Annotated in this window: 15 protein-coding genes and 1 pseudogene; 1 reads left to right on the top strand and 15 read right to left on the bottom strand. The window is 64.9% G+C overall.

The window, feature by feature from the left end:
- Positions 1-26: 26 nt before the first annotated feature.
- The 9 genes and pseudogenes from ftsZ to ftsW all read right to left on the bottom strand — a co-directional run bounded on the left by ftsZ (position 27) and on the right by ftsW (position 10,557).
- Positions 27-1,829 carry a cell division protein FtsZ gene (gene ftsZ, locus JQ567_RS14505; RefSeq protein ID WP_212439442.1) on the bottom strand — a complete coding sequence of 601 codons (1,803 nt, stop codon included), beginning with the start codon at positions 1,827-1,829 and terminating at the stop codon, positions 27-29.
- Between the two features lie 114 nt (positions 1,830-1,943).
- Positions 1,944-3,266, bottom strand: coding sequence for a cell division protein FtsA (gene ftsA / locus JQ567_RS14500; protein WP_192738062.1), 1,323 nt, complete (start codon positions 3,264-3,266; stop codon positions 1,944-1,946).
- Positions 3,263-4,252: a cell division protein FtsQ/DivIB gene (locus JQ567_RS14495; protein ID WP_212439441.1), complete on the bottom strand. Its 990-nt coding sequence runs from the start codon at positions 4,250-4,252 to the stop codon at positions 3,263-3,265. Before JQ567_RS14495 ends, ftsA begins: the two co-directional genes overlap by 4 nt.
- Positions 4,192-4,525: pseudogene (locus tag JQ567_RS38150) on the bottom strand (D-alanine--D-alanine ligase); the annotation flags it as partial. The gene JQ567_RS14495 and the pseudogene JQ567_RS38150, both read right to left, overlap by 61 nt.
- Before the next feature lie 77 nt (positions 4,526-4,602).
- Positions 4,603-5,595, bottom strand: coding sequence for a D-alanine--D-alanine ligase (locus tag JQ567_RS14490; RefSeq protein WP_212439440.1), 993 nt, complete (start codon positions 5,593-5,595; stop codon positions 4,603-4,605).
- A gap of 119 nt (positions 5,596-5,714) precedes the next feature.
- The gene (gene murB, locus JQ567_RS14485; protein ID WP_409363600.1) at positions 5,715-6,596 is read right to left on the bottom strand and encodes a UDP-N-acetylmuramate dehydrogenase; all 882 of its coding nucleotides are present in this window, start codon (positions 6,594-6,596) and stop codon (positions 5,715-5,717) included.
- Positions 6,597-6,640: 44 nt separating this feature from the next.
- Positions 6,641-8,044, bottom strand: a complete 1,404-nt coding sequence (gene murC, locus JQ567_RS14480; protein WP_212439438.1) for a UDP-N-acetylmuramate--L-alanine ligase — start codon at positions 8,042-8,044, stop codon at positions 6,641-6,643.
- Positions 8,045-8,173: 129 nt separating this feature from the next.
- A complete protein-coding gene (gene murG, locus JQ567_RS14475) occupies positions 8,174-9,280 on the bottom strand; it encodes an undecaprenyldiphospho-muramoylpentapeptide beta-N-acetylglucosaminyltransferase (RefSeq protein ID WP_212439437.1) in 1,107 nt (368 codons plus the stop codon).
- 125 nt (positions 9,281-9,405) lie between these two features.
- Positions 9,406-10,557 carry a putative lipid II flippase FtsW gene (gene ftsW / locus JQ567_RS14470; protein ID WP_212439436.1) on the bottom strand — a complete coding sequence of 384 codons (1,152 nt, stop codon included), beginning with the start codon at positions 10,555-10,557 and terminating at the stop codon, positions 9,406-9,408.
- A 141-nt stretch (positions 10,558-10,698) separates the two neighbouring features.
- On the opposite strand from ftsW, the gene JQ567_RS14465 reads away from it, so the two are divergent.
- Positions 10,699-12,045: a GDSL-type esterase/lipase family protein gene (locus JQ567_RS14465; protein WP_212439435.1), complete on the top strand. Its 1,347-nt coding sequence runs from the start codon at positions 10,699-10,701 to the stop codon at positions 12,043-12,045.
- Positions 12,046-12,207: 162 nt separating this feature from the next.
- Here the strand turns inward: JQ567_RS14465 and murD are convergent, their stop codons facing one another.
- From murD to JQ567_RS14435, 6 genes are all read right to left on the bottom strand, one after another.
- Positions 12,208-13,608, bottom strand: coding sequence for a UDP-N-acetylmuramoyl-L-alanine--D-glutamate ligase (gene murD, locus JQ567_RS14460; RefSeq protein WP_212439434.1), 1,401 nt, complete (start codon positions 13,606-13,608; stop codon positions 12,208-12,210).
- A gap of 107 nt (positions 13,609-13,715) precedes the next feature.
- Entirely contained in the window at positions 13,716-14,822 is a 1,107-nt protein-coding gene (gene mraY / locus JQ567_RS14455; RefSeq protein ID WP_212033787.1) for a phospho-N-acetylmuramoyl-pentapeptide-transferase, read from the bottom strand.
- Positions 14,823-14,986: 164 nt separating this feature from the next.
- Positions 14,987-16,369, bottom strand: coding sequence for a UDP-N-acetylmuramoyl-tripeptide--D-alanyl-D-alanine ligase (gene murF / locus JQ567_RS14450; RefSeq protein WP_212439433.1), 1,383 nt, complete (start codon positions 16,367-16,369; stop codon positions 14,987-14,989).
- Positions 16,366-17,820 carry a UDP-N-acetylmuramoyl-L-alanyl-D-glutamate--2,6-diaminopimelate ligase gene (locus JQ567_RS14445; protein ID WP_212439432.1) on the bottom strand — a complete coding sequence of 485 codons (1,455 nt, stop codon included), beginning with the start codon at positions 17,818-17,820 and terminating at the stop codon, positions 16,366-16,368. Before JQ567_RS14445 ends, murF begins: the two co-directional genes overlap by 4 nt.
- A 45-nt stretch (positions 17,821-17,865) precedes the next feature.
- Entirely contained in the window at positions 17,866-19,623 is a 1,758-nt protein-coding gene (locus tag JQ567_RS14440; RefSeq protein ID WP_212439431.1) for a penicillin-binding protein 2, read from the bottom strand.
- Positions 19,620-20,012: a hypothetical protein gene (locus tag JQ567_RS14435; protein WP_212439430.1), complete on the bottom strand. Its 393-nt coding sequence runs from the start codon at positions 20,010-20,012 to the stop codon at positions 19,620-19,622. The genes JQ567_RS14440 and JQ567_RS14435 overlap by 4 nt, the downstream gene beginning before the upstream one ends.
- Positions 20,013-20,014 lie beyond the last annotated feature (2 nt).

The raw sequence follows: 20,014 nt of genomic DNA, 5'->3' as shown, positions 1-20,014 counted from the left end.
TGGGTTGCCTGAATTGTAACAAAAACTCAGTTGGACTGCCGCCGGAGGAAGGCCGGGATATCAAGATGGTCGTCGCCCTGTGGCGCCGCGGCAACAGGTGCGGGGCGGCCATGGACATCCAGACCTTGCGGCGCGGGACGTCGGGCATACTCAGATACCGGCTCGTTGCCCATCTGCTGGGCGACGGAACGTTGCGGCTTGCGCTCGGGCAGCGGCGCCATCGCCGGACCGGAGGCGCGGGCCGCGATCGGCGGCTCGCTCTCTTCGTCGCGGCGGCCGAGGCCGACATTGGCCAGGCGCTGCAGCAGCGACAGCCGGGCCTTCTGCGGATGCTCTTCTTCCGACTCGCCGCGGGCCTGCCGGATTTCGGCCTGGGCCGTCATCGGAAGGTCCTCGAACTTCGGCATCCGCGGGCTGCGGGCGGGCGGACGTTCGGCCGCCTGCGGGATGAAGGTCTCCGGCAGCGCAGCATGCGCTTCCGGCTCGGCGCGGGCCGCCTCGTTGTGATCCGGGAACAGCGTGGGCTTCTGCGCAATCGGGCGAACCGTGACGTCGCCATAGGAACCGGGCTGCAACGGCGCCTGGGCCTGCGGCACTTCCGGAGCGACCGCCGCGGCAATGGCGGCGAGCGCGGCACGCTCGACGCTGCTGGACCCGCGCTGCTGCGGGGCGGCGGCGGGAACCGGGGGTGGCGCGGCCTGCTGGGCGGACGCGGGGGCCTCGAGCTTCTGGGCGCGGTCGGCAAGGCGCTGGTTGTCAGCACGCAGCCGTGCGGTGAGATCGGCCAGACGGGTGTCCGGCGTCGGGGCGGCCGCGTTGGTCGCGACCGCAGCACCGCCTCCGGCCGCGTTGCGCGCGATCAGCGCCTGTTCGATACCGGTGGCAACGACGGAGACGCGGATGACGCCGTCGAGGTTTTCGTCGAAGGTCGCGCCGACGATGATGTTGGCGTCCTGGTCGACTTCCTCGCGGATGCGGGTGGCGGCTTCGTCGACTTCGAACAGGGTCAGGTCCTTGCCGCCGGTGATCGAGATCAACAGGCCGCGCGCACCCTTCATCGACGAGTCGTCGATCAGCGGATTGGCGATCGCAGCCTCGGCCGCGGTCAGCGCGCGCTTCTCGCCGGTGGCTTCGCCGGTGCCCATCATCGCCTTGCCCATTTCCCGCATCACGGCGCGGACGTCGGCGAAGTCGAGGTTGATCAGGCCTTCCTTGACCATCAGGTCGGTGATGCAGGCGACGCCCGAATAGAGCACCTGGTCAGCCATCGCGAAGGCGTCGGCGAAGGTGGTCTTTTCGTTGGCGACCCGGAACAGGTTCTGGTTCGGGATGATCAAGAGCGTGTCGACCACCTTGTGCAGTTCGGCAATGCCGGATTCGGCGGTGCGCATGCGGCGCTGGCCTTCGAAGTGGAACGGCTTTGTCACCACGCCGACGGTGAGGATGCCCATCTCGCGCGCGGTCTTGGCGATCACGGGGGCTGCACCGGTGCCGGTGCCGCCGCCCATGCCGGCGGTGACGAACACCATGTTGGCGCCGGTGAGATGATCGCGGAGCTCGTCGATGACCTCCTGGGCCGCGGCCGCACCGACATCGGGCTGCGATCCGGCACCTAGGCCCTGGGTCACTTGCGTGCCCATCTGCACGATGCGCTGGGCCTTGGACATGGTCAGCGCCTGCGCGTCGGTATTGGCGACGACGAAATCGACGCCCTGCAACCCGGCAGTGATCATGTTGTTGACGGCATTGCCGCCTGCTCCACCGACGCCGAAGACGGTGATCCGTGGTTTCAGCTCGCTGATGTCAGGGGGTGTCAGATTGAGTGCCATGGTTGCCTCTCGATTATTACGCGCGCGTTGGTTCGCCCCGGCCGACGGCCGCGGGAGTGGGTGCAGGAGTTGGTGCAGGAGTTGATGAATGTCGTTTGGTATGAAAACCGGTCATCAGAAGCCCTCTCGAAGCCATCGTCCGACCCTTCCGAAATAGCCGTCAGTCCCTGTCCTGAGCTGCCGCGTATGCCGCGGTTCGACGTGTTCAAGGTGTGCGTATTGCGGATAGACCAGGAGGCCCGCGGGCACCGCGAACGAAGCGCTCTTGGCCTCATTGGGCAGCCGGCCGAAGCCGAGCGGGCGGCCGATCCGGACCGGCCGGTTGAGAATGCGGGTGGCAAGCTCGACGGTACCGGTGAGCTGGGACGCGCCGCCGCTCAGGACAACCCGCGCCCGCGGCTCTGCCGCAAAGGGGGAATCCGCGAGCCGGTCCCGGACCATTTCAAAGATCTCCTCGGCGCGATGCCGGACGATGTTCGCGATCGTGGCGCGCGAGACGATCTGCGGCGCATCGCGCTCGTCATCGCCTGCGGTCGGTACGGACATCAGCTCGCGCGCGTCTGACCCGCCGGTCAGCACGGTGCCGTATAAGGTCTTGATTCGCTCGGCATCCGCAATGCATGCGCCGACGCCGCGTGCAAGATCCATCGTCATGTGTTGCCCGCCGACCGCAAACCCCGAGGCGTGCACAAAGCGTCCGGCCGAATAGGTCGCGATCGTGGTCGATCCGGCGCCCATCTCGACCACGGCGGCGCCGATGTCGGCTTCGTCGTCGGTGAGGACCGAAAGGCCTGCCACATAAGGACTTGCCGCCATGGCCTCGACGTTGAGATGGCAGCGCTCGACCACCAGCATCAGGTTCTTGGCCACCGTGGCATCCGCCGTCACGACGTTCATGTCGACGCCGAACTGCCGCGCCACCATGCCGCGGGGATCGCGGATGCCCTTGACGCCATCCAGCGTGTAGCTGACCGGCAGCGCGTGCAGCACGGTGCGGCCTTCGCCGGTGGCGTGGCGCATGCCGGTGGACGTCACGCGGGTGACATCTTCCGAGGTGACCGAGCCGCCTCTGATATCGGCGGCGGCTTCGACCAGCTGGCCCTGCAGCCGGCCGCCGGAGACCGACAGCAAGACGGATTCGACACGGACCTTGGCCATGCGTTCGGCCAGCGCCACCGCCTGGCGCACCGCCTGTTCGCATTCGGCCAGATCGACCACCGCACCGGCCTTGACGCCGCGCGACTGGATCTGGCTGTAACCGATCAGTTCGACCGCGTGGCTGCGGCCGCGCAGTGCCTCGTTCGGCGGCGACGGCTTCAGCCGCGCGATCATGCAGGCGATCTTGCTGGTGCCGATGTCGAGCGAGGCCACCAGCGCGGTGCGCTTCTGCGCCATCGGCCGCGTCTTCGGGGTCTGGTTGCGATCGAGGCCGGTCATGCTGCGTCACCGGCTTTTTTCTTGGTCTTCTTGTCCTTGAACAGTTCCTCGCGGGCCTTCGCCGCGTCTTCGGACAGCAGCACCGTCAGCCGGTCCGGCAGGCGCATGTCGACCACGACGATGTCGCGGGAGAACAGCCTGTCCTCCTTGTCGAGCTTGCTCAGCAGCGCCAGCGCATTGCCGACGTCGTGCTCCGGCAGGCGGATATCGAGACCGTCCTTGAGGCGCAGGTTCCAGCGCCGTTCGCCGACATAGATCGCAGCCTTGGTCACGCTGCGGACCTGCGGATAGCGATCCAGCAGCGCCAGGAAATCCCTCGCCTTGTCGGCGGCGCCCTTGCCCACCACCAGCGGCAGCGAGATGAAGCGCCGCGACATATAGGGTTCGAGCACCGCGCCATCCTCGGCGATGACGGACAGCCGGCCGTCCTGCTGCCACAGCGCGAACGCGGTACGCTCGACGATGTCGATCTGCAGCCGGCCGGGATAAAGCTTCAGGATCGCGGCGTCTGATATCCAGGGATTGGTCTTGAGCTTGTCGCGCACGGTGGCGGCATCGAGGAACAGCAGCGAGGAGCGGCCGTTGACGCCGCCGATCGCGAGCACTTCATCCTGGCTCAGCTGCTTGCGGCCGTTGATGGCCACCTCGGTGATGCGGAAGCCGGCCGAATTCGCCAGCGCGTTGCGGGTATCGCTGAGCGCACCGACGAACTCGTCGACATGGCCGCCCTTGACGACACCAAGCAAGGCGCTGCCGAGCAGCATCAGCACGGTCAGGGCGACGCCGGCACGGTTCGGCAGGTAACGTTCGAGCCACAGGATCAGGCGGTTCGGCGGTTCGCGGTCGATCACCCGCTTCGCCCGCACGCGGGCGCGAAGGCCCAGCCGCTCGCGCAACAGCACGACCGCTCCGATAGCGGCGGCTTTCAGGTCAGCTTGGGGCCCCAGCGATCGCAGCGATCGAGCGAGGCGTCCTGCACCATCCATTGCACGAGCTCGTCAAAAAGTTGTTCCCGCAAAAAGGCTTGCGGGCTCTGGCGCACGTGATGTCTCGGTGATGCCGGGATGGGTTAAGACCTCGGTTGTGAGGAGGCCATTTTTCCCTCGATGCGATCGTCGAAGCGGAAATCCGCAACAGCTTACGCCCCGGCAGCCAAGCGCCACATGCGCCGCCAGCGTTAACCTTCGGACTTCCTGGTAAACAAAGGGTAAATCTGACCGGTCAGCGGCGTGTTTTGAGCAGCCTTGTGAGTAGTTTGCCGGGCATTGGTTAGGATTTTAGTAATATTTCATCCGGGCCGGGCGAGTTCCCTCATTTGGCGCATTAACCCGGCGAATCACCCCCGCCTGTCGACACGCTTCTCGGCCAGTACGATCTGGTCGCGCAGGAAATCGGAAAAATCGATTCCCTGGGCCTTCAGCGCCTTCGGATAGAGCGAGGCGGCGGTCAGCCCCGGCAAGGTGTTGGTCTCGAGATAGATCAGCCCCTTGGCCGAGACGATGAAATCGCTCCGGGAATAGCCGCTGCACGACAGTGCCCGGTGCGCCCGGTGCGCGTGATCCATCAGGTCAGCGGTAATCGCGGGCGAAAACCGGCCCGGGCAAATCTCCTGGGTCGATTTGAGCAGGTATTTTGCCGTGTAGTCGAACGCGCCCTCGCCCGGGATGATCTCGACGGGCGGCAGCGCCATGATGGTGCCGTCGGATCGCTCCAACACGCCACAGGTGGCTTCGACGCCGGAAACGAATGCCTCGATCAGATATTCCTCCGATTTGGCGGCATTCCGGACCGCGACGAGGTCCTGCTTGGCGTTGACAAAAATCAGGCCGTAGCTCGATCCGTCGCGCGCCGGTTTCGCAATCAGCTTGCCGTATTCGGCGAACGCGGCATCGATATCGTCGAGCGCGATGCCTACCGGCGTCTCCACGCCCGCAATCGCCGCGAAGCGCTTGGCCGCGGTCTTGTCGAAGGCCAGATTTGAGGACGCCGAGCCGGATCCCGTGAAGGGAATGCCGCGCATTTCGCACATCGCCTGCAGTTCGCCGTTCTCCGCCCTGCCCCCGTGCAGGCCGAGCACCAGCACGCGATCTTCGGCTTTCGCTTTATCGAGCGCCGCTTCGAATGCGATGCCGCGATTGCCGGGGTCGAATTCGTCCTCGAACGGCCGCTGGTGATTGAGCAGGGCTTCCGACTTTACGTCGTGCACGGTGTCGGCGACGTGCCAGAACCACAGATCCGCCTCCGGTAAGGCCCGATGCAGCGCCTGCGCGCTCGCCACCGAGACCAGCCGCTCCTTGTTGGTGCCGCCGAAGAGAATGGTAATCCGCATCAGCCTTGCCCTGCTCTTTCGTCATTCCGGGATGGTCCGAAGGACCAGACCCGGAATCTCATTGCCCTTATATCGTTTCGAGATTCCGGGTTCGCGCGATGCGCGCCCCGGAATGACAACTAGGTTGGAATCCCGATCCGCTTGATTTCCCAGTGTAACTCGATTCCGGAATTTTCCTTAACCCGCGCACGCACGGTTTCGCCCAGCGTTTCAATGTCATGCCCGGTCGCGTTGCCGGTGTTGATCAGGAAGTTGCAGTGCATTTCCGACACCTGCGCGCCGCCGACGCGCAGGCCGCGGCAGCCGGCGGCGTCGATCAGCTTCCAGGCGCTGTTGCCGGGCGGGTTCTTGAAGGTCGAGCCGCCGGTCTTTTCGCGGATCGGCTGCGCGGTCTCGCGATGGGTCTGCACTTCTTCCATCCGCGCCCGGATGGTTTCGGGCGCGGCAATGGCGCCGCGGAAACGCGCGGAGGTGAAGATGATGGAAGGATCAACGCCGCTGTTGCGATAGACGAACTTCATGTCGGCATTGCTGAAGACATGTTTCGTGCCGTCGCGGCCGATGCCGGTGGCCTCAATCAGGACGTCCTTGGTCTCGCTGCCATTGGCGCCGGCATTCATGCGCAGCGCGCCGCCGATGGTGCCGGGAATGCCGAACAAGAATTCCATGCCGCCGATAGTGGCTGATGCCGCGGTTTCCGCCACGCGCTTGTCGAGCGCGGCGGTGCCTGCGACCACGACGTCGCCATCGGCGCGGGTCTCGCCGAACGCGCGCGGCGACAGGCGGATCACGACGCCGGGAATGCCGCCATCGCGCACGATCAGGTTGGAACCGACGCCGACGACATAGACCGGCAATGCGTTCGGCAGTTTTTTCAGGAAGTACGCGAGATCATCTTCATCCGACGGCGTGAACAACACCTGCGCCGGACCGCCGACCCGAAACCAGGTCAGCTCTGCCAGCGACTGGTTCGCCAGCAACCGCCCGCGCAGGTCGGGCATCGCAGCTTTGAGATCGAGGGTGATGTCGGGGAATGCTGCCACGTCTACCCCAGCACCTTCAATTCGCCGGGCAGCGCGTAGGCCCATTGGGTGATGTTGCCGGCGCCGAGGCAGACGACGTAGTCGCCGCTATCAGCGATGCCGCTGATCACCTTGGCAAGTTCGGAAGAGTTTTGCAGCGGAATGACCTCGCGATGGCCGTGTGCGCGCAGGCCGAGCACGAAATGGTCGCGATCGATGCCCTCGATCGGCGCCTCGCCCGCCGGATAGACTTCGGCGACGACGACCGCATCGGCGTCGTTGAAGCAGGTGCAGAATTCCTCGAACAGCGATTGCAGGCGGGTAAAGCGATGCGGCTGCACCACGGCGACGATCTTGCCGTTGGTGGATTCGCGCGCCGCCTTCAGCACCGCTGCGATCTCGACCGGGTGATGGCCGTAATCGTCGATGATGGTGACGCCGTTCCATTCGCCGGTCTTGGTAAAGCGCCGCTTGACGCCGCCAAAGCCCGCCATCGCCTTGCGGATCACCTCGTCGGAAATGCCGAGTTCATGCGCCACCGCAATCGCCGCCGTCGCATTCGATGCGTTGTGGCGTCCCGGCATCGGCAGCATGATGTCGGGTATCTCGTGGGTCGCGTCGGTCTTGCGGTTGCGGAACACGACCTTGAACTTCGAGCCGCCGCCCATCGGCGTGAGATCGACCAGCCGCACATCGGCCTGCGGGTTCTCGCCATAGGTGATGATGCGGCGATCCTCGATCTTGCCGACCAGGGTCTGCACCACAGGATGATCGGTGCACATCACGGCAAAGCCGTAGAACGGCACGTTCTCGACGAAATTGCGGAATGCATCCTGGATCGCCTCGAAAGTGTTGAAGTGATCAAGATGCTCGGGATCGATGTTGGTGACGATCACGACATCGGACGGCAGCTTCAGGAACGTGCCGTCGCTCTCGTCGGCCTCCACCACCATCCAGTCGCCCGCGCCCAATCGCGCGTTGGAGCCATAGGCATTGATGATGCCGCCATTGATCACGGTCGGATCGAGGTCGCCGGCGTCGAGCAGCGTCGCGACCATCGTCGTCGTCGTGGTCTTGCCATGGGTGCCGGCGATCGCGACGCAGCTTTTCAGCCGCATCAATTCGGCCAGCATTTCGGCGCGGCGCACCACGGGAATGCGCTGGGCGCGCGCCGCCATCAGTTCGGGATTGTCGCGCTTGATCGCTGTCGAGACCACCACCACGTCGGCGCCGTCGACATTCTCGGCCTTGTGGCCGACCGAGACGGTGATGCCCTTGTCGCGCAGCCGAGTGACGTTGCCGCTTTCAGAGGCGTCCGAACCCTGCACGGTATAGCCGAGATTGCTCAGGACTTCGGCGATGCCGCTCATGCCAATGCCGCCGATCCCGACGAAGTGGATGGGTCCGATCTCGCGCGGCAGTCTCATGGTTCGTTCCTCGGCGTCATCGCCCGCAAAAGCGGGCGATCCAGTACTCCGCGCCGCCAGCGAGTCCAACCATCGGCGCGGTGTACTGGATGCCCCGCTTTCGCGGGGCATGACAAGAGCTTTTTCCGCCTAGATTCCGGCAACTTTCTGCACCAGATCGGCCAGCCGCTCGGCAGCGTCCAGCCTGCCCACGGTGCGGGAGGCGGCGGCCATCTCGGTCAGCTTCGCCGGCTCGGCGGCGAGTGCGGAGATTTCAGAAGCCAGGCGGTCCGGCGTGAACTCCGCCTGCGCGATGCGCAGCGCCCCGCCGACCTTGGCCAGCACGCCGGCATTGGCGAACTGGTCCTGATCGATCGCGCCGGGCAGCGGCACCAGGATCGAGGGCCGGCCGATCGCGGCGAGTTCAGCCACGGTGCCGGCGCCGGAGCGCGAGACCACCAGATGGCTGGAAGCCAGCCGCGCCGGCAAATCCGTGAAGAACGGCGCCAGCTCGGCGCTGATCTTGAGCCGGTCATAGATCGCGCGCACCCGCGCCATGTCTTCTTCGCGCACCTGTTGCGTCAGGATCAGCCGGCTCCACAACACCGGCTCCAGCCGTTCGATCGCCGGTGGCACGATGTCGCTCATCACGCGCGCGCCCTGGCTGCCGCCGACCACCAGCAGGCGAAGCGGCCCGTTCGCCTCGGGCGACGCAAAGGGAATCGCGGCGGCCGCCAGGATCGCCGGACGCATCGGCGTGCCCACCGTCGTTGCCTTGCTTGCCAGCGCCGGATCGCGATCGAGCACGCCCGGCAGCGAGGTCGCGATCGCGTTGACGCGGCTTGAGAGAAACCGGTTGGCGCGACCGAGCACCGCGTTGGCGTCGTGGATGAGGCTGGGCACGCCGAGCAATCTGGCCGCCATCAGCGGCGGCAGCGTCGGATAGCCGCCGAAGCCGATCACGGCTGATGGCTTCAGCCGCCGCACCAGATTGAGCGCTATGAGGCCGCCATAGCCGAGCATGACAGCGGTGCGCGCCAGCGCGATCGGGTTGCGGCCGCGCACGGTCTCGCTCGGCACCACGTCGATATTGTCCTTGGCCCTGGAGAACAAGCCGCTGTAGCGCAGCGCGCGGGCGTCGGTCGCGAGCCGCACGCGAAAGCCGCGTTTGATCAGCTCGACGCCGAGCGCTTCCGCCGGAAATAAATGGCCGCCGGTGCCGCCAGCCGCGAGTAGGATGAGGGGTGAGGTATCCATGGGAATTCTTCTATAGCCAATCAGCCGTCATTGCGAGCGCAGCGAAGCAATCCATCTATCCGTTATGCCGCGCTATGGATTGCTTCGCTGCGCTCGCAATGACGGGGTTAGATCTACCTCGCCGCCTACGCGTAACTCCGCACCGAGTTGGCATTGTTCTGCGACTCGATCTCGGTGCGCGGGCGCTGCCGCGTCAGCGCCAGCATCATGCCGACGCCGTAAGCCAGCGAGAGGAACGAGGAGCCGCCATAGGAGATGAACGGCAGCGTCATGCCCTTGGCGGGGATCAGCTGCAGATTGACCGCCATGTTGATCGCGGCCTGCACGCCGAACAGGATGGCGAGGCCGGAAGCGGCAAACCGGGAGAACATGTCCTCGCTGGCGTAGGCGCGCAGCAATGTGCGGATCACGACAAAGGCGAACAATGCGACCAGCGCCAGGCACAGGATGATGCCGAACTCTTCCGCCGCCACCGCGAACACGAAGTCGGTGTGGCTGTCCGGCAGGCTGCGCTTGGCGATGCCTTCGCCGGGCCCGAGCCCGAACCAGCCGCCGTTCCAGAATGCATCCATCGCCATGTCGAGCTGGAACGTATCGCCCGAGCCGGGATTCATGAATCGCTTGATGCGGTGGGCGACGTGCGGCACCAGCAGATAGGCGCCGAACAATCCGGCGGCGGCGGCGCCGGCAAGACCGACCACCCAGATCATCCGCATGCCCGCGATGAAGAACAGCGCGCCCCACACCATCAGGATCAGCATGGTCTGGCCGAAATCCGGCTCCATCACCAACAGCGACACCAGCATCAACAGCAGCACCATCGCCATCGAGGTTGCCGGCATCTCCGGACGCTTGGTCGATTCCGCAAACAGCCACGCCGCGATCACGACGAAAGCAGGCTTGGCGGATTCGGAGGCCTGGATGTTGACGCCGAGCAACGTGATCCAGCGCCGCGAACCCTTGACCTCGGCGCCGAACATCAGTGTCGCCACGATCAGCACGATCGAGACCGCAAATACCAGCAGCGCCCCGCGGCGGATGTTCTTCGGGGACATGAAGGATACCCCGATCAGCACGATGAAGGACGGCAGCAGGAACATCACGTGCCGGTTGAAGAAGTGGAAGGGATCGAGCCCGATCCGGGTCGCCACCGGCGGGCTCGCCGCCAGCGACAGGATGAGGCCGCCCACGACCAGCGCGATGATCGCCGCGAGCAGCAGTCTATCCACGGTCCACCACCATTCCGAGAACGGGGTGCGTTGGTCACGGGCGAGCATGGGCGTCCCCAAATGGCAGAGGTAACGTCCATTGGTGGCGGAGGATGGTTTCCAAGGGGTTAATGGACCGTCTCAAATTTTTCGGTTTCACGATTTGCGCCCGCGGCTTTAGGGTGGGCCCCAAAATCAAAGGGGGAAACCATGCAATCGCTCACCTGTCTCGTCGCCGCATCGCTGCTCGTCGCATCGCTTCAGAGCGCATCCGCCAAGGACGAGAACTGGGTGGTTTCATGGACGGGTTCGGTCCAGGGCCCCTATCCTGTCGGCAACCCGTCCGCCCAGCCCGACCAGAAATTCGCCTTTCCCGATCCTGCAGCCGGCGCGCGGGATCAGACCTTCCGCCTGATCGTGCGTCCCGATCTGTGGGGCCGCCAGGCCCGCCTTCGTTTCAGCAACGCGTTCGGCACCAAGCCCGTGACATTCGACGGCGTTTGTGCCGGCCTGCAATTGGGCAGTGCGGCGCTGCTCCGCGGTTCCAATCGCCTGGTGACGTTTGGCGGCAAGATGTCCGTCACCGTCCCACCCGGCACCTCGGTCTGGAGCGACGCGGTCACGCTGCCGTTCGCAGGGCAGCCCGACAACCTCGCCGGCCGCAAGCTCGCGGTGAGCTTTCACATCGCAGGTGAGAGCGGTCCGATGACCTGGCACGCCAAGGCGCTGACGACCTCTTACGTCACCGCGCCCGGCGCCGGATCCAAAGGCACCTTGGAGGACGAGGCGGCCTTCCCCTATACGACCGCATCCTGGTTTTTCCTCGATGCGATCGAGATGACCGCGCCCACGGATGCTTTCGCCATCATGGCGTTCGGCGATTCCATTACCGACGGCACCGCGTCCACCATGAACGGCGACGACCGCTGGCCCAACGTGCTCTCGCGCCGCCTCAAGGCAATCCATGGCAACAAGGTCGCGGTGGTGAATGGCGGCATCGGCGGCAACCAGATCGCCGGACCTGCCGAGTACGGCGCAAGCAAACCATTCGCCGGCGGCCCCGCCTCGGGCCAGCGGCTCGACCGCGACGTGCTGACGCTTTCCGGCATCTCCAGCCTGATCTGGCTGGAAGGCATCAACGACTTCAGCAAGAACGGCAACACCGAAAGCGACAAGGTCATCGCAGCGATGAAGGAGGGCGTCGCCCGGCTGCGCGCGAAATGGCCGAATGTCCGCGTGATCGGCGCCACCGTGACCACGGCATTGGGAAGTTCCAGCGCGGCGCATGGTTTCGCCGAACAGGACACCAAGCGAAAGGCACTGAACGACTTCATCCGCACATCAGGCACATTCGACGGCGTGATCGATTTCGACAAGGCGACGCTCGATCCGCAATCGGGTGGCCTCAAGCCGGAGTTCGTGCCCGACAGCACGACGGGAGGCGCCGGCGACAAGCTGCACCCCAACCGCACCGGCTATCTGGCGATGGGCCAGGCGATCGACCTCGATCTGTTCAAGCCAGCGCGAACCGGTCGAAGTGCGAAGTCGAAGGAGTGATGCGTAGGAGGGTGGAGAGCAACCTCTCCTCCTTCGTCATGCCCGGCCTCGTGCCGGGCATCCACGACTTAAGCCTTTGCCGCACCAAAGACGTGGATGGCCGGGCATAGGCGAGCGGAAGCGACGCCGCCCTTCAGACGGCTATGCCGCCATGACGGCACGTCACACCACCGGCTTCACGCCCGGCATCGCCGTGACGAGATCGCGGAATTTGGCGCCGCGGATTTCGAAATTGCGGTACTGGTCGAACGAGGCGCAGGCCGGCGACAGCAGCACCACGGGATCGGCAAGGCCTGAGGCTTCGGCGTCGCGCGTGGCGCCGGCGACGGCGACCTCGAGCGTTTGCGAAATCTCGTGCGGCACGCGTGTGCCGAGCGTGCCGGAAAACTCCTGCGCGGCTTCGCCAATCAGATAGGCTTTGCGGATGCGCGGGAAATATTCGGTGAGGCTGGTAATGCCGCCGATTTTCGGCTTGCCGCCGGCGATCCAGAAGATGTCACCAAAGGACGACAGCGCATGCGCTGCCGCGTCCGCATTGGTGCCCTTGGAATCGTTGACGAACAGCACATTGCCGCGGCGACCAACCTGCTCCATGCGGTGGGCGAGACCCGGAAAACTGCGCAGGCCGTTCTGCAAGGTATCGGTCGAGATACCCATCGCCAGCGCGCAGGCCGAGGCGCAAGCCGCGTTCTGCGCATTGTGCAGGCCGCGCAATGAGCCGATGCCGCCGAGCTTTGCGATTTCGCTCCGCGCGCCGCCGGACGCCCGAACGATGGTTTCGCGCTCGACATAGACGCCGTCGGGCAGCGGGTTTTTCACGGAGATGCGCACCACGCGCTTGCCGGCCTGATCGAGCCGGTCGGCGATGTTGCGGCACCAGCCGTCGTCGACACCGACGATGGAGGTGCCCTGCGGCTGCACGCCCGCGACGAGCCGCGCCTTTACCGCTGCGTAGTGCTCCAGCGTGCCGTGGCGATCGATATGGTCTTCGCTCACATTGAGGAGAATGCCGACGGACGGATCGAGCGAGGGTGCCAGATCGATCTGATAGGACGACATCTCGACCACATGCACCCGCCCCATCCGCGGCGGTTCCAGCGACAGGATCGCGGTGCCGATATTGCCGCCCATCTGGGTGTCGTAACCGGCGACCTTCATCAGGTGCGCGATCAGCGCCGTGGTGGTGGATTTGCCGTTGGTCCCGGTGATGGCGACGAACGGCGCATCGGGTGCGTGACGCCTTCGTTCCCTGCAAAACAGTTCGATGTCGCCGATCACCTCGACGCCGGCCTGCCGCGCCATCAGCACCGACCAATGCGGCGCCGGATGGGTCAGCGGCGCACCGGGCGTCAGTATCAGCGCGGCGAAATTATCCCAAGACGCCGTACGCAGGTCGGCGGTGATGAAGCCTTCCTGCGCCGCCTTGGCGACATTATCGGCGCTGTCGTCACCGGCAATCACCTCCGCGCCGCCCGCCTTGAGCGCGTGGCAGCTCGCGAGCCCGGAGCCACCGAGCCCGAAGACGGCGACCGTCTTGCCCGCGAAGGAAGTGACGGGGATCATGATTTAGCTCGTCATTCCGGAAACCGCGCAGCGGTTATCCGGAATCTCGAGATTCCGGGTTCGTGCTTCGCACGCCCCGGAATGACTGTGATGGGAGATCAACATGATCACCGCAGCTTCAGCGTGGAGAGGCCGGCCAGCGCCAGCATCACCGAGATGATCCAGAACCGGATCACGATCTGCGGTTCGGTCCAGCCCTTCTGCTCGAAATGATGATGCAGCGGCGCCATCCGGAATACGCGTTTGCCGGTCAGCTTGAACGACACCACCTGCACGATCACGGAAACCGCTTCCAGCACGAACAGGCCGCCGATCACGGCCAGCACGATCTCGTGTTTGACCGCAACCGCGGTCGCGCCCAGCATGCCGCCGAGCGCGAGCGAGCCGGTATCGCCCATGAAGATCGAGGCCGGCGGCGCGTTGAACCACAGGAATCCCAATCCGGCGCCGAGCACCGCGCCGCACAGCACCGCAAGTTCGCCGGTGCCGGCGACGTATCTGATCTGCAGATAGTCGGAGAACACCGCGTTGCCGGTCAGATAGGCGATCATGCCGAAACTGGCGGCGGCGATCATCACGGGGACGATCGCCAGACCGTCGAGGCCGTCGGTCAGGTTGACCGCGTTGCCGGCGCCGACGATGACGAAGGCGCCGAAGATCACGAAGAACCAACCGAAATTGAACACCATGTCCTTCAGGAAAGGGATCGCCAGCGACGTCGAGGTCACGTCGCGCCCGAGCCGCACCAGCGCGTAACAGGCGATCAGCGCGATCACGCCTTCGATGGCGAGACGAAACTTGCCGGCAAAACCGCTATGGGTCTGTTTCGTCACCTTCAGATAGTCGTCGTAAAAGCCGACAAAGCCGAAGCCGAGCGTCACCGCGAGCACGATCCAGACATAGGGATTGAGCGGGTTGGCCCACAGCAGCGTCGAGACGACGAGGCCGGACAGGATCATCAGCCCGCCCATCGTCGGCGTGCCCTTCTTGGCGATGATGTGCGACGCCGGACCATCGGTGCGGATCGGCTGGCCCTTGCCCTGCCGCAGCCTTAAGTGATCGATGATCCAGGGGCCGAACAGGAACACGAACAGCGCGCCCGTCACCATCGCCCCGCCGGTGCGGAAGGTGATGTAGCGGAAGACGTTCAAGAGGCCACGCAAAAAGGCGAAAGCAGGGACGGTGTTGGAAAGCTCGATCAGCCAGTAAAACATTCAATATGCCCTATTGCGGCCTGGTTGCGCCGTCTTGCCGGGTAAGCGCATTGGGAGCGCGTTGACAATCGTTTTCATCCTCAAACCAAGCAAATCTTGGTCACGATCGCGGCGGCGCGTCAGCGAATCACCACGGAAATCACGGGTGGGTCAGCCCGGCCAGTTTACGCTTTTGCCTGTAAGGCGGCCAGCAGCTTGGGCACAAACTTGTTGACCCAGAACATCTTTTTGCTGCCCTTGACCACCACGACGTCACCGCTTTGCAACAATGCGGCGATTTTCTGCGGCTCGAGCGTAGCGGGGTCGTCGTGCCAGCCGAGGGCGCTATTGGCCGGCAGCAGGTCGTACAGATGGCGCATCAGCGGGCCGACACAATAGACGCCGTCGATGCCGGGCAGATCCCTGGCCAGCTTGACATGATAGGCCGGCGCGTCGGGGCCGAGCTCCAGCATGTCGCCCATGATGGCGATACGCCGGCCTGACTTGACCGGCCGCGCCTTCAGGCTGTCGAGCGCCGCGACCATGCTGGCCGGATTGCCGTTAAAACTGTCGTCGATCACGGTGACGCCGGCGGCGGTCTGCTCCACACCGCGCCCGGTCATGATGCCGACCTTGCCGAGCTCTTTGGCCAGCGCCGCTTCATCGAGGCTGGCGGCATGGACCGATGCCAGCGCGGCCAGCGCGTTCTGCAGACGATGCGGCGCGCCTGGCGTCAGGTCGAACGCGACCTGTTTGCCGCCGACCTGCACCGAGACGTCCCAGCTTTCGCCATGAGGGCTGTGTTTCAACTCATGCACTTCCGAGCCACTGCCGAAGCGGACAAGCTTGCCGTTCCATTCCGGCGCTTCGACGTCGGTCGGCAGCACCAGCACGCCATCTTTTGGCAGGCCTTGCGCGATGCTCACCTTCTCGCGCCGGATCGCCTCCAGGCTGCCGAGCTTTTCCAGATGCACCGGCTGGACGTTGACCACCAGCGCCACGGTCGGCCGCGTCAGCTCGCTGAGCCGCGCGATTTCGCCGGTCTGGTTCATGCCCATTTCCACCACCCACAACGAGGCGCTCGGGCTGGCATTGCACAGCGTCAGCGGCACACCCCAGAAATTATTGAAACTGCTCGGGCTGGCATAGGCGTTCGGATAGGCGGCGAGATATTCCTTGGTGCTGGTCTTGCCGGCGCTGCCGGTGAGGCCGATCACCGGGCCCTTGAACCGCGCCCGCGCCGCGCGCGCCAAACCCCAGAGACCGTCGATCAGCGTATCCTTGACGATCAGCTGCGGAACACGCACGCCTTCGATCCTGTGCGGCACGATCATCGCCACCGCGCCGGCGGCTTCCGCCTTGTCGGCGAATTCCCAGCCGTCGCGCGCGCTGGCGAAGCTGGAAATGAAGCCGCCGCTCGGCGTGCCGCTGAGCGCCACGAACAGGCATCCGGGTTTTACCAATCGGCTGTCCTGCGTGACGAAATCGATCGCCGTATCCGGAAATGTTCCGGAAAGCCCTAACGCTTTTGCTGCTTCGGCAATCGTCCACAAAGGCGCAGCGCTCATGTAGTCCTCTTTGCAAGTGCGGCCGCCACCGCGTCGTGATCACTGAACGGTAGCGTCTTGTCGCCGACGATCTGGCCGGTCTCGTGGCCCTTGCCGGCGATCAACAGCGCGTCGCCCGGCTGCAACGCCGTAATCCCGGCCTTGATGGCTTCCGCCCGGTCACCGATATCAGCGGCGCCCCTGGCGGCGTCCAGAATGGCTGCGCGGATTCTGGCCGGATTCTCGCTGCGCGGATTGTCGTCGGTGACGATGACACCGTCGGCGTTCTCGGCCGCGATCGCGCCCATCAGCGGACGCTTGCCGGCGTCACGGTCGCCGCCGCAGCCGACCACCACGACCAGCTTGCGCTTCGCATAAGGCCGCAGCGCCTGCAGCGCCTTTGCCAGCGCGTCCGGCTTGTGCGCGTAGTCGACGAAGATCGGCGCGCCATTATGCTCGCCGACCTGTTCCAGCCGGCCCTTGGCGCCTTCGAGATGTTCGAGGCCGGCTAGCACCGCCGCGGCTTCACTGCCGGTGCCGATCGCCAGCCCGGCCGCGACCAGCGCATTCTCGATCTGGAATTCGCCGACCAGCGGCAGCTTGATCATGTGCCTGCGTCCGCGATGCTCGAGCGTCAGCTTCTGCGCAAAGCCATCGACGACAGCATCGACCAGACGGATGCCCCCGTCCGCACCATCAGCGTTGCGGCCGATGGCGATAATCCGCAGTTTCCGTTCGCGCGCGGCGTCGATCACCTCCAGTGAGCAATCATGATCGGCCGAGATCACGGCGGCCCCATCGGCCACGACGAGATCGCGGAACAGCCGCAGCTTGGCGCCAAGGTAATGCGCGACATCAGGATGATAATCCATGTGGTCGCGCGTCAAATTGGTAAAACCGCCGGCGGCGATGCGCACGCCATCGAGCCTGTATTGGTCCAGCCCGTGCGACGAGGCTTCAAAGGCAAGATGCGTGACGCCGTCGCCGGCGATCTCGTCGAGCTGGCGATGCAGCGCGATCGGGTCCGGCGTCGTCAGTGAGCCGTAGACGGTGCGCTTGGGCGACACCAGGCCGATGGTGCCGATGCTGGCGGAGGCGTGGCCGAGCCGCTGCCAGATCTGGCGCGCGAACGCAGCCACCGAAGTTTTTCCACTCGTGCCGGTGACGGCCGCGATTGTCTGAGGTTGCTTTGGATAAAATCGTGCCGCCGCCAGCGCCAGCGCACGGCGCGGATTTGGCGTCGTGACAAACGGCACGCGATCGCTTGTGGGGTGATCACCCGCGATCGCGACCGCGCCTGCGGCGATGGCTGAATCGACAAAGCGCGAACCATCGGTCTTGCTGCCGGCGAGCGCGAAGAACAAATCGCCCGGCTTCACCGCGCGGCTGTCCACCGCCAGGCCCTTCACGTCGATCGCTTCCGCCTGCGGCTCGATCGCGGCATCACTGCTGAAGAGGTCGCGAAGTCTCATGGTCTTCCAGTCCGGCGCAGCAAAGGTGCTGCGTGATCTTACGCCTTACTGGGTTGTCTTCGATGCCGCAAGAATGAGGCGATCCGACGTCGGCAGATCGAAGCGCGGTTCGACGCCCAAAAGCGGTCCGATTCGGGCGATCACCTTGCCGCCGGTCGGCACCGTGTTCCAGCCCGAGGTGATGAAACCATGGGTTTCCGGCAGCGCCTTGGGCTCGTCCAGCATGATCAGCAGCTGATATTGCGGGTTGTCGGCCGGGAAGATTGCGGTGAAGGAATTGAGCACCTGCTTCTTGGAATAGCGGCCATTGACCACTTTTTCCGAGGTGCCGGTCTTGCCGCCGATGTAATAGCCCTTCACGTCGGCCTTCTTGGCGGTTCCGATCTCGGCGTTCAGCCGCATCAGATAGCGCATCTTGTCCGACGTTTCGGTCTTGAGCACCTTCTTGCCGATCGCCCTCGCTTCTTCCTCCGAGCGCTTGAGGAAGGTCGGCGGGATAAGATAGCCGCCGTTGACGACCGCGTTGATGCCCATCACCGCCTGCAGCGGCGCCACCGCCATGCCGTGGCCGAAGGCAATGGTGATGGTGTTGAGTTCACCCCAGCGCTTCGGCACGATCGGCGACGTGCTTTCCGGCAGTTCGGTGCGCAGCCGGTCCAACTGGCCGAGCTTTTTCAGGAACGCCTTGTGCGCCTCGACGCCCTGCCCCAGCGCGATCTTGGCCGCGCCGACGTTCGAGGAAAACGTGAATACTTCCGACAGCGTGATCGAGCGGCCGACGGGATGCGTATCGTGGATGGTGAATTTGCCGTATTTCAGCGCACCTCGCCCGTCGTACAGCGTGTTGAGGTTGGCCTTGCCGGAATCCAGCGCCATCGCCAGCGTCAGCGCCTTGAAGGTCGAGCCCATCTCGAACACGCCCGTGGTCAGGCGGTTGATCCGCTCGGGGTCGTGCGCCTCTTTCGGGTTGTTCGGGTCGAAATCCGGCAACGACACCAGCGCGACGATCTCGCCGGTCCTGACGTTGGAGACGAGGCCGGAGGCAGCCTTGGCCTTGTACTTTTCCTTCGCCTTCATCAGTTCGTCGCGCAGCGCATGCTCGACGCGCAGATCGATCGACAGTTCCACCGGCTTCTGCAGGCGATCGGTGGCGAAGCCCGCGCGGTGAAGGTCGGCCAGCCCGTTATTGTCGAGCCATTTCTCCATCCCGGCGATGCCCTGGTTGTCGATATTGACCAGACCGATCAGATGGGCGACCGACGCACCGGTCGGATAGACGCGCTTGTTCTCGCGCAGGAAGCCGATGCCGGGAATACCGAGGCGATGAATGGCCTGCTGCTGCTTCGACGTGATCTCGCGCTTCAGCCACACAAAGCCCTTGCGCGACGACAACCGCTCGCGGACCTCTGTCGTGTCGAGATCGGGCAATGTCGCGGTCAGAAGCTCGATCGCCTCGTCCTTGTCGATGATGCGGCGCGGTTCGCCGAACAGGCTCGGCGACTTGACGTCGGTCGCCAGTATCTCGCCGTTACGATCGACGATGTCGGGCCGCGCGGTCGCGATCGCGTCCCGCGAACCGGTGCGCGCCGCACTGTGGCTGTCGGCGCCGATCGCAAACATGACGAGGCGTCCGGCAATAATGGCGTACACCAATGCGAACGCCAGCACGGCAAATCCGACGCGGGCCCGCGCTTTCGCCGCGCGATCGACATTGCGCCCGTAGAGCAGGCTGCGGATCAGCCGCTGCCGCCAGGGTTCGGCAGGCTTTGCAGGTCTGGTGGTGGCAAGCGCCTGATCGGTCATTGCTGATCTCCCGGCGCGGGCACCGAGCCGGTCACGGTCGGCGCATCGGTGGCAGCCTCGATGGTATTGATCATCGCGCCGATTGGATCGGGCGCGCCTGGCCTCGCAAAGCTGGGCGGCCGTTCCGGCAGGTTCTTCAACTGGTCATATTGCGTCGCGACCAGCGGCTTCAGCGGCAAATGCCGGTCGGCAAGGCCCTGCAGCCGCAGCGGCGCGTCGAGCTTGGCCCATTCGGCGCGGAGCGCGGCAATGGCGTCGCGCTGCTCGCGGATCTCCGCATTCAGCCGCAGCACGCGCTCGGTGCGCGAGGTCGATTCCATCTTGATCCGGTAGACATAGGAGGCGGCGAACACCAGCATGCCGATCACGAGGAGGTGGAGGATCCGCATGA

Origin of the sequence: Bradyrhizobium sp. AUGA SZCCT0431, assembly GCF_018131065.1 — a bacterium.
Lineage (GTDB): Bacteria > Pseudomonadota > Alphaproteobacteria > Rhizobiales > Xanthobacteraceae > Bradyrhizobium.
The sequence above is the reverse complement of the archived record's forward strand: the minus strand, read 5'-3'. Positions and strand labels throughout refer to the sequence as shown.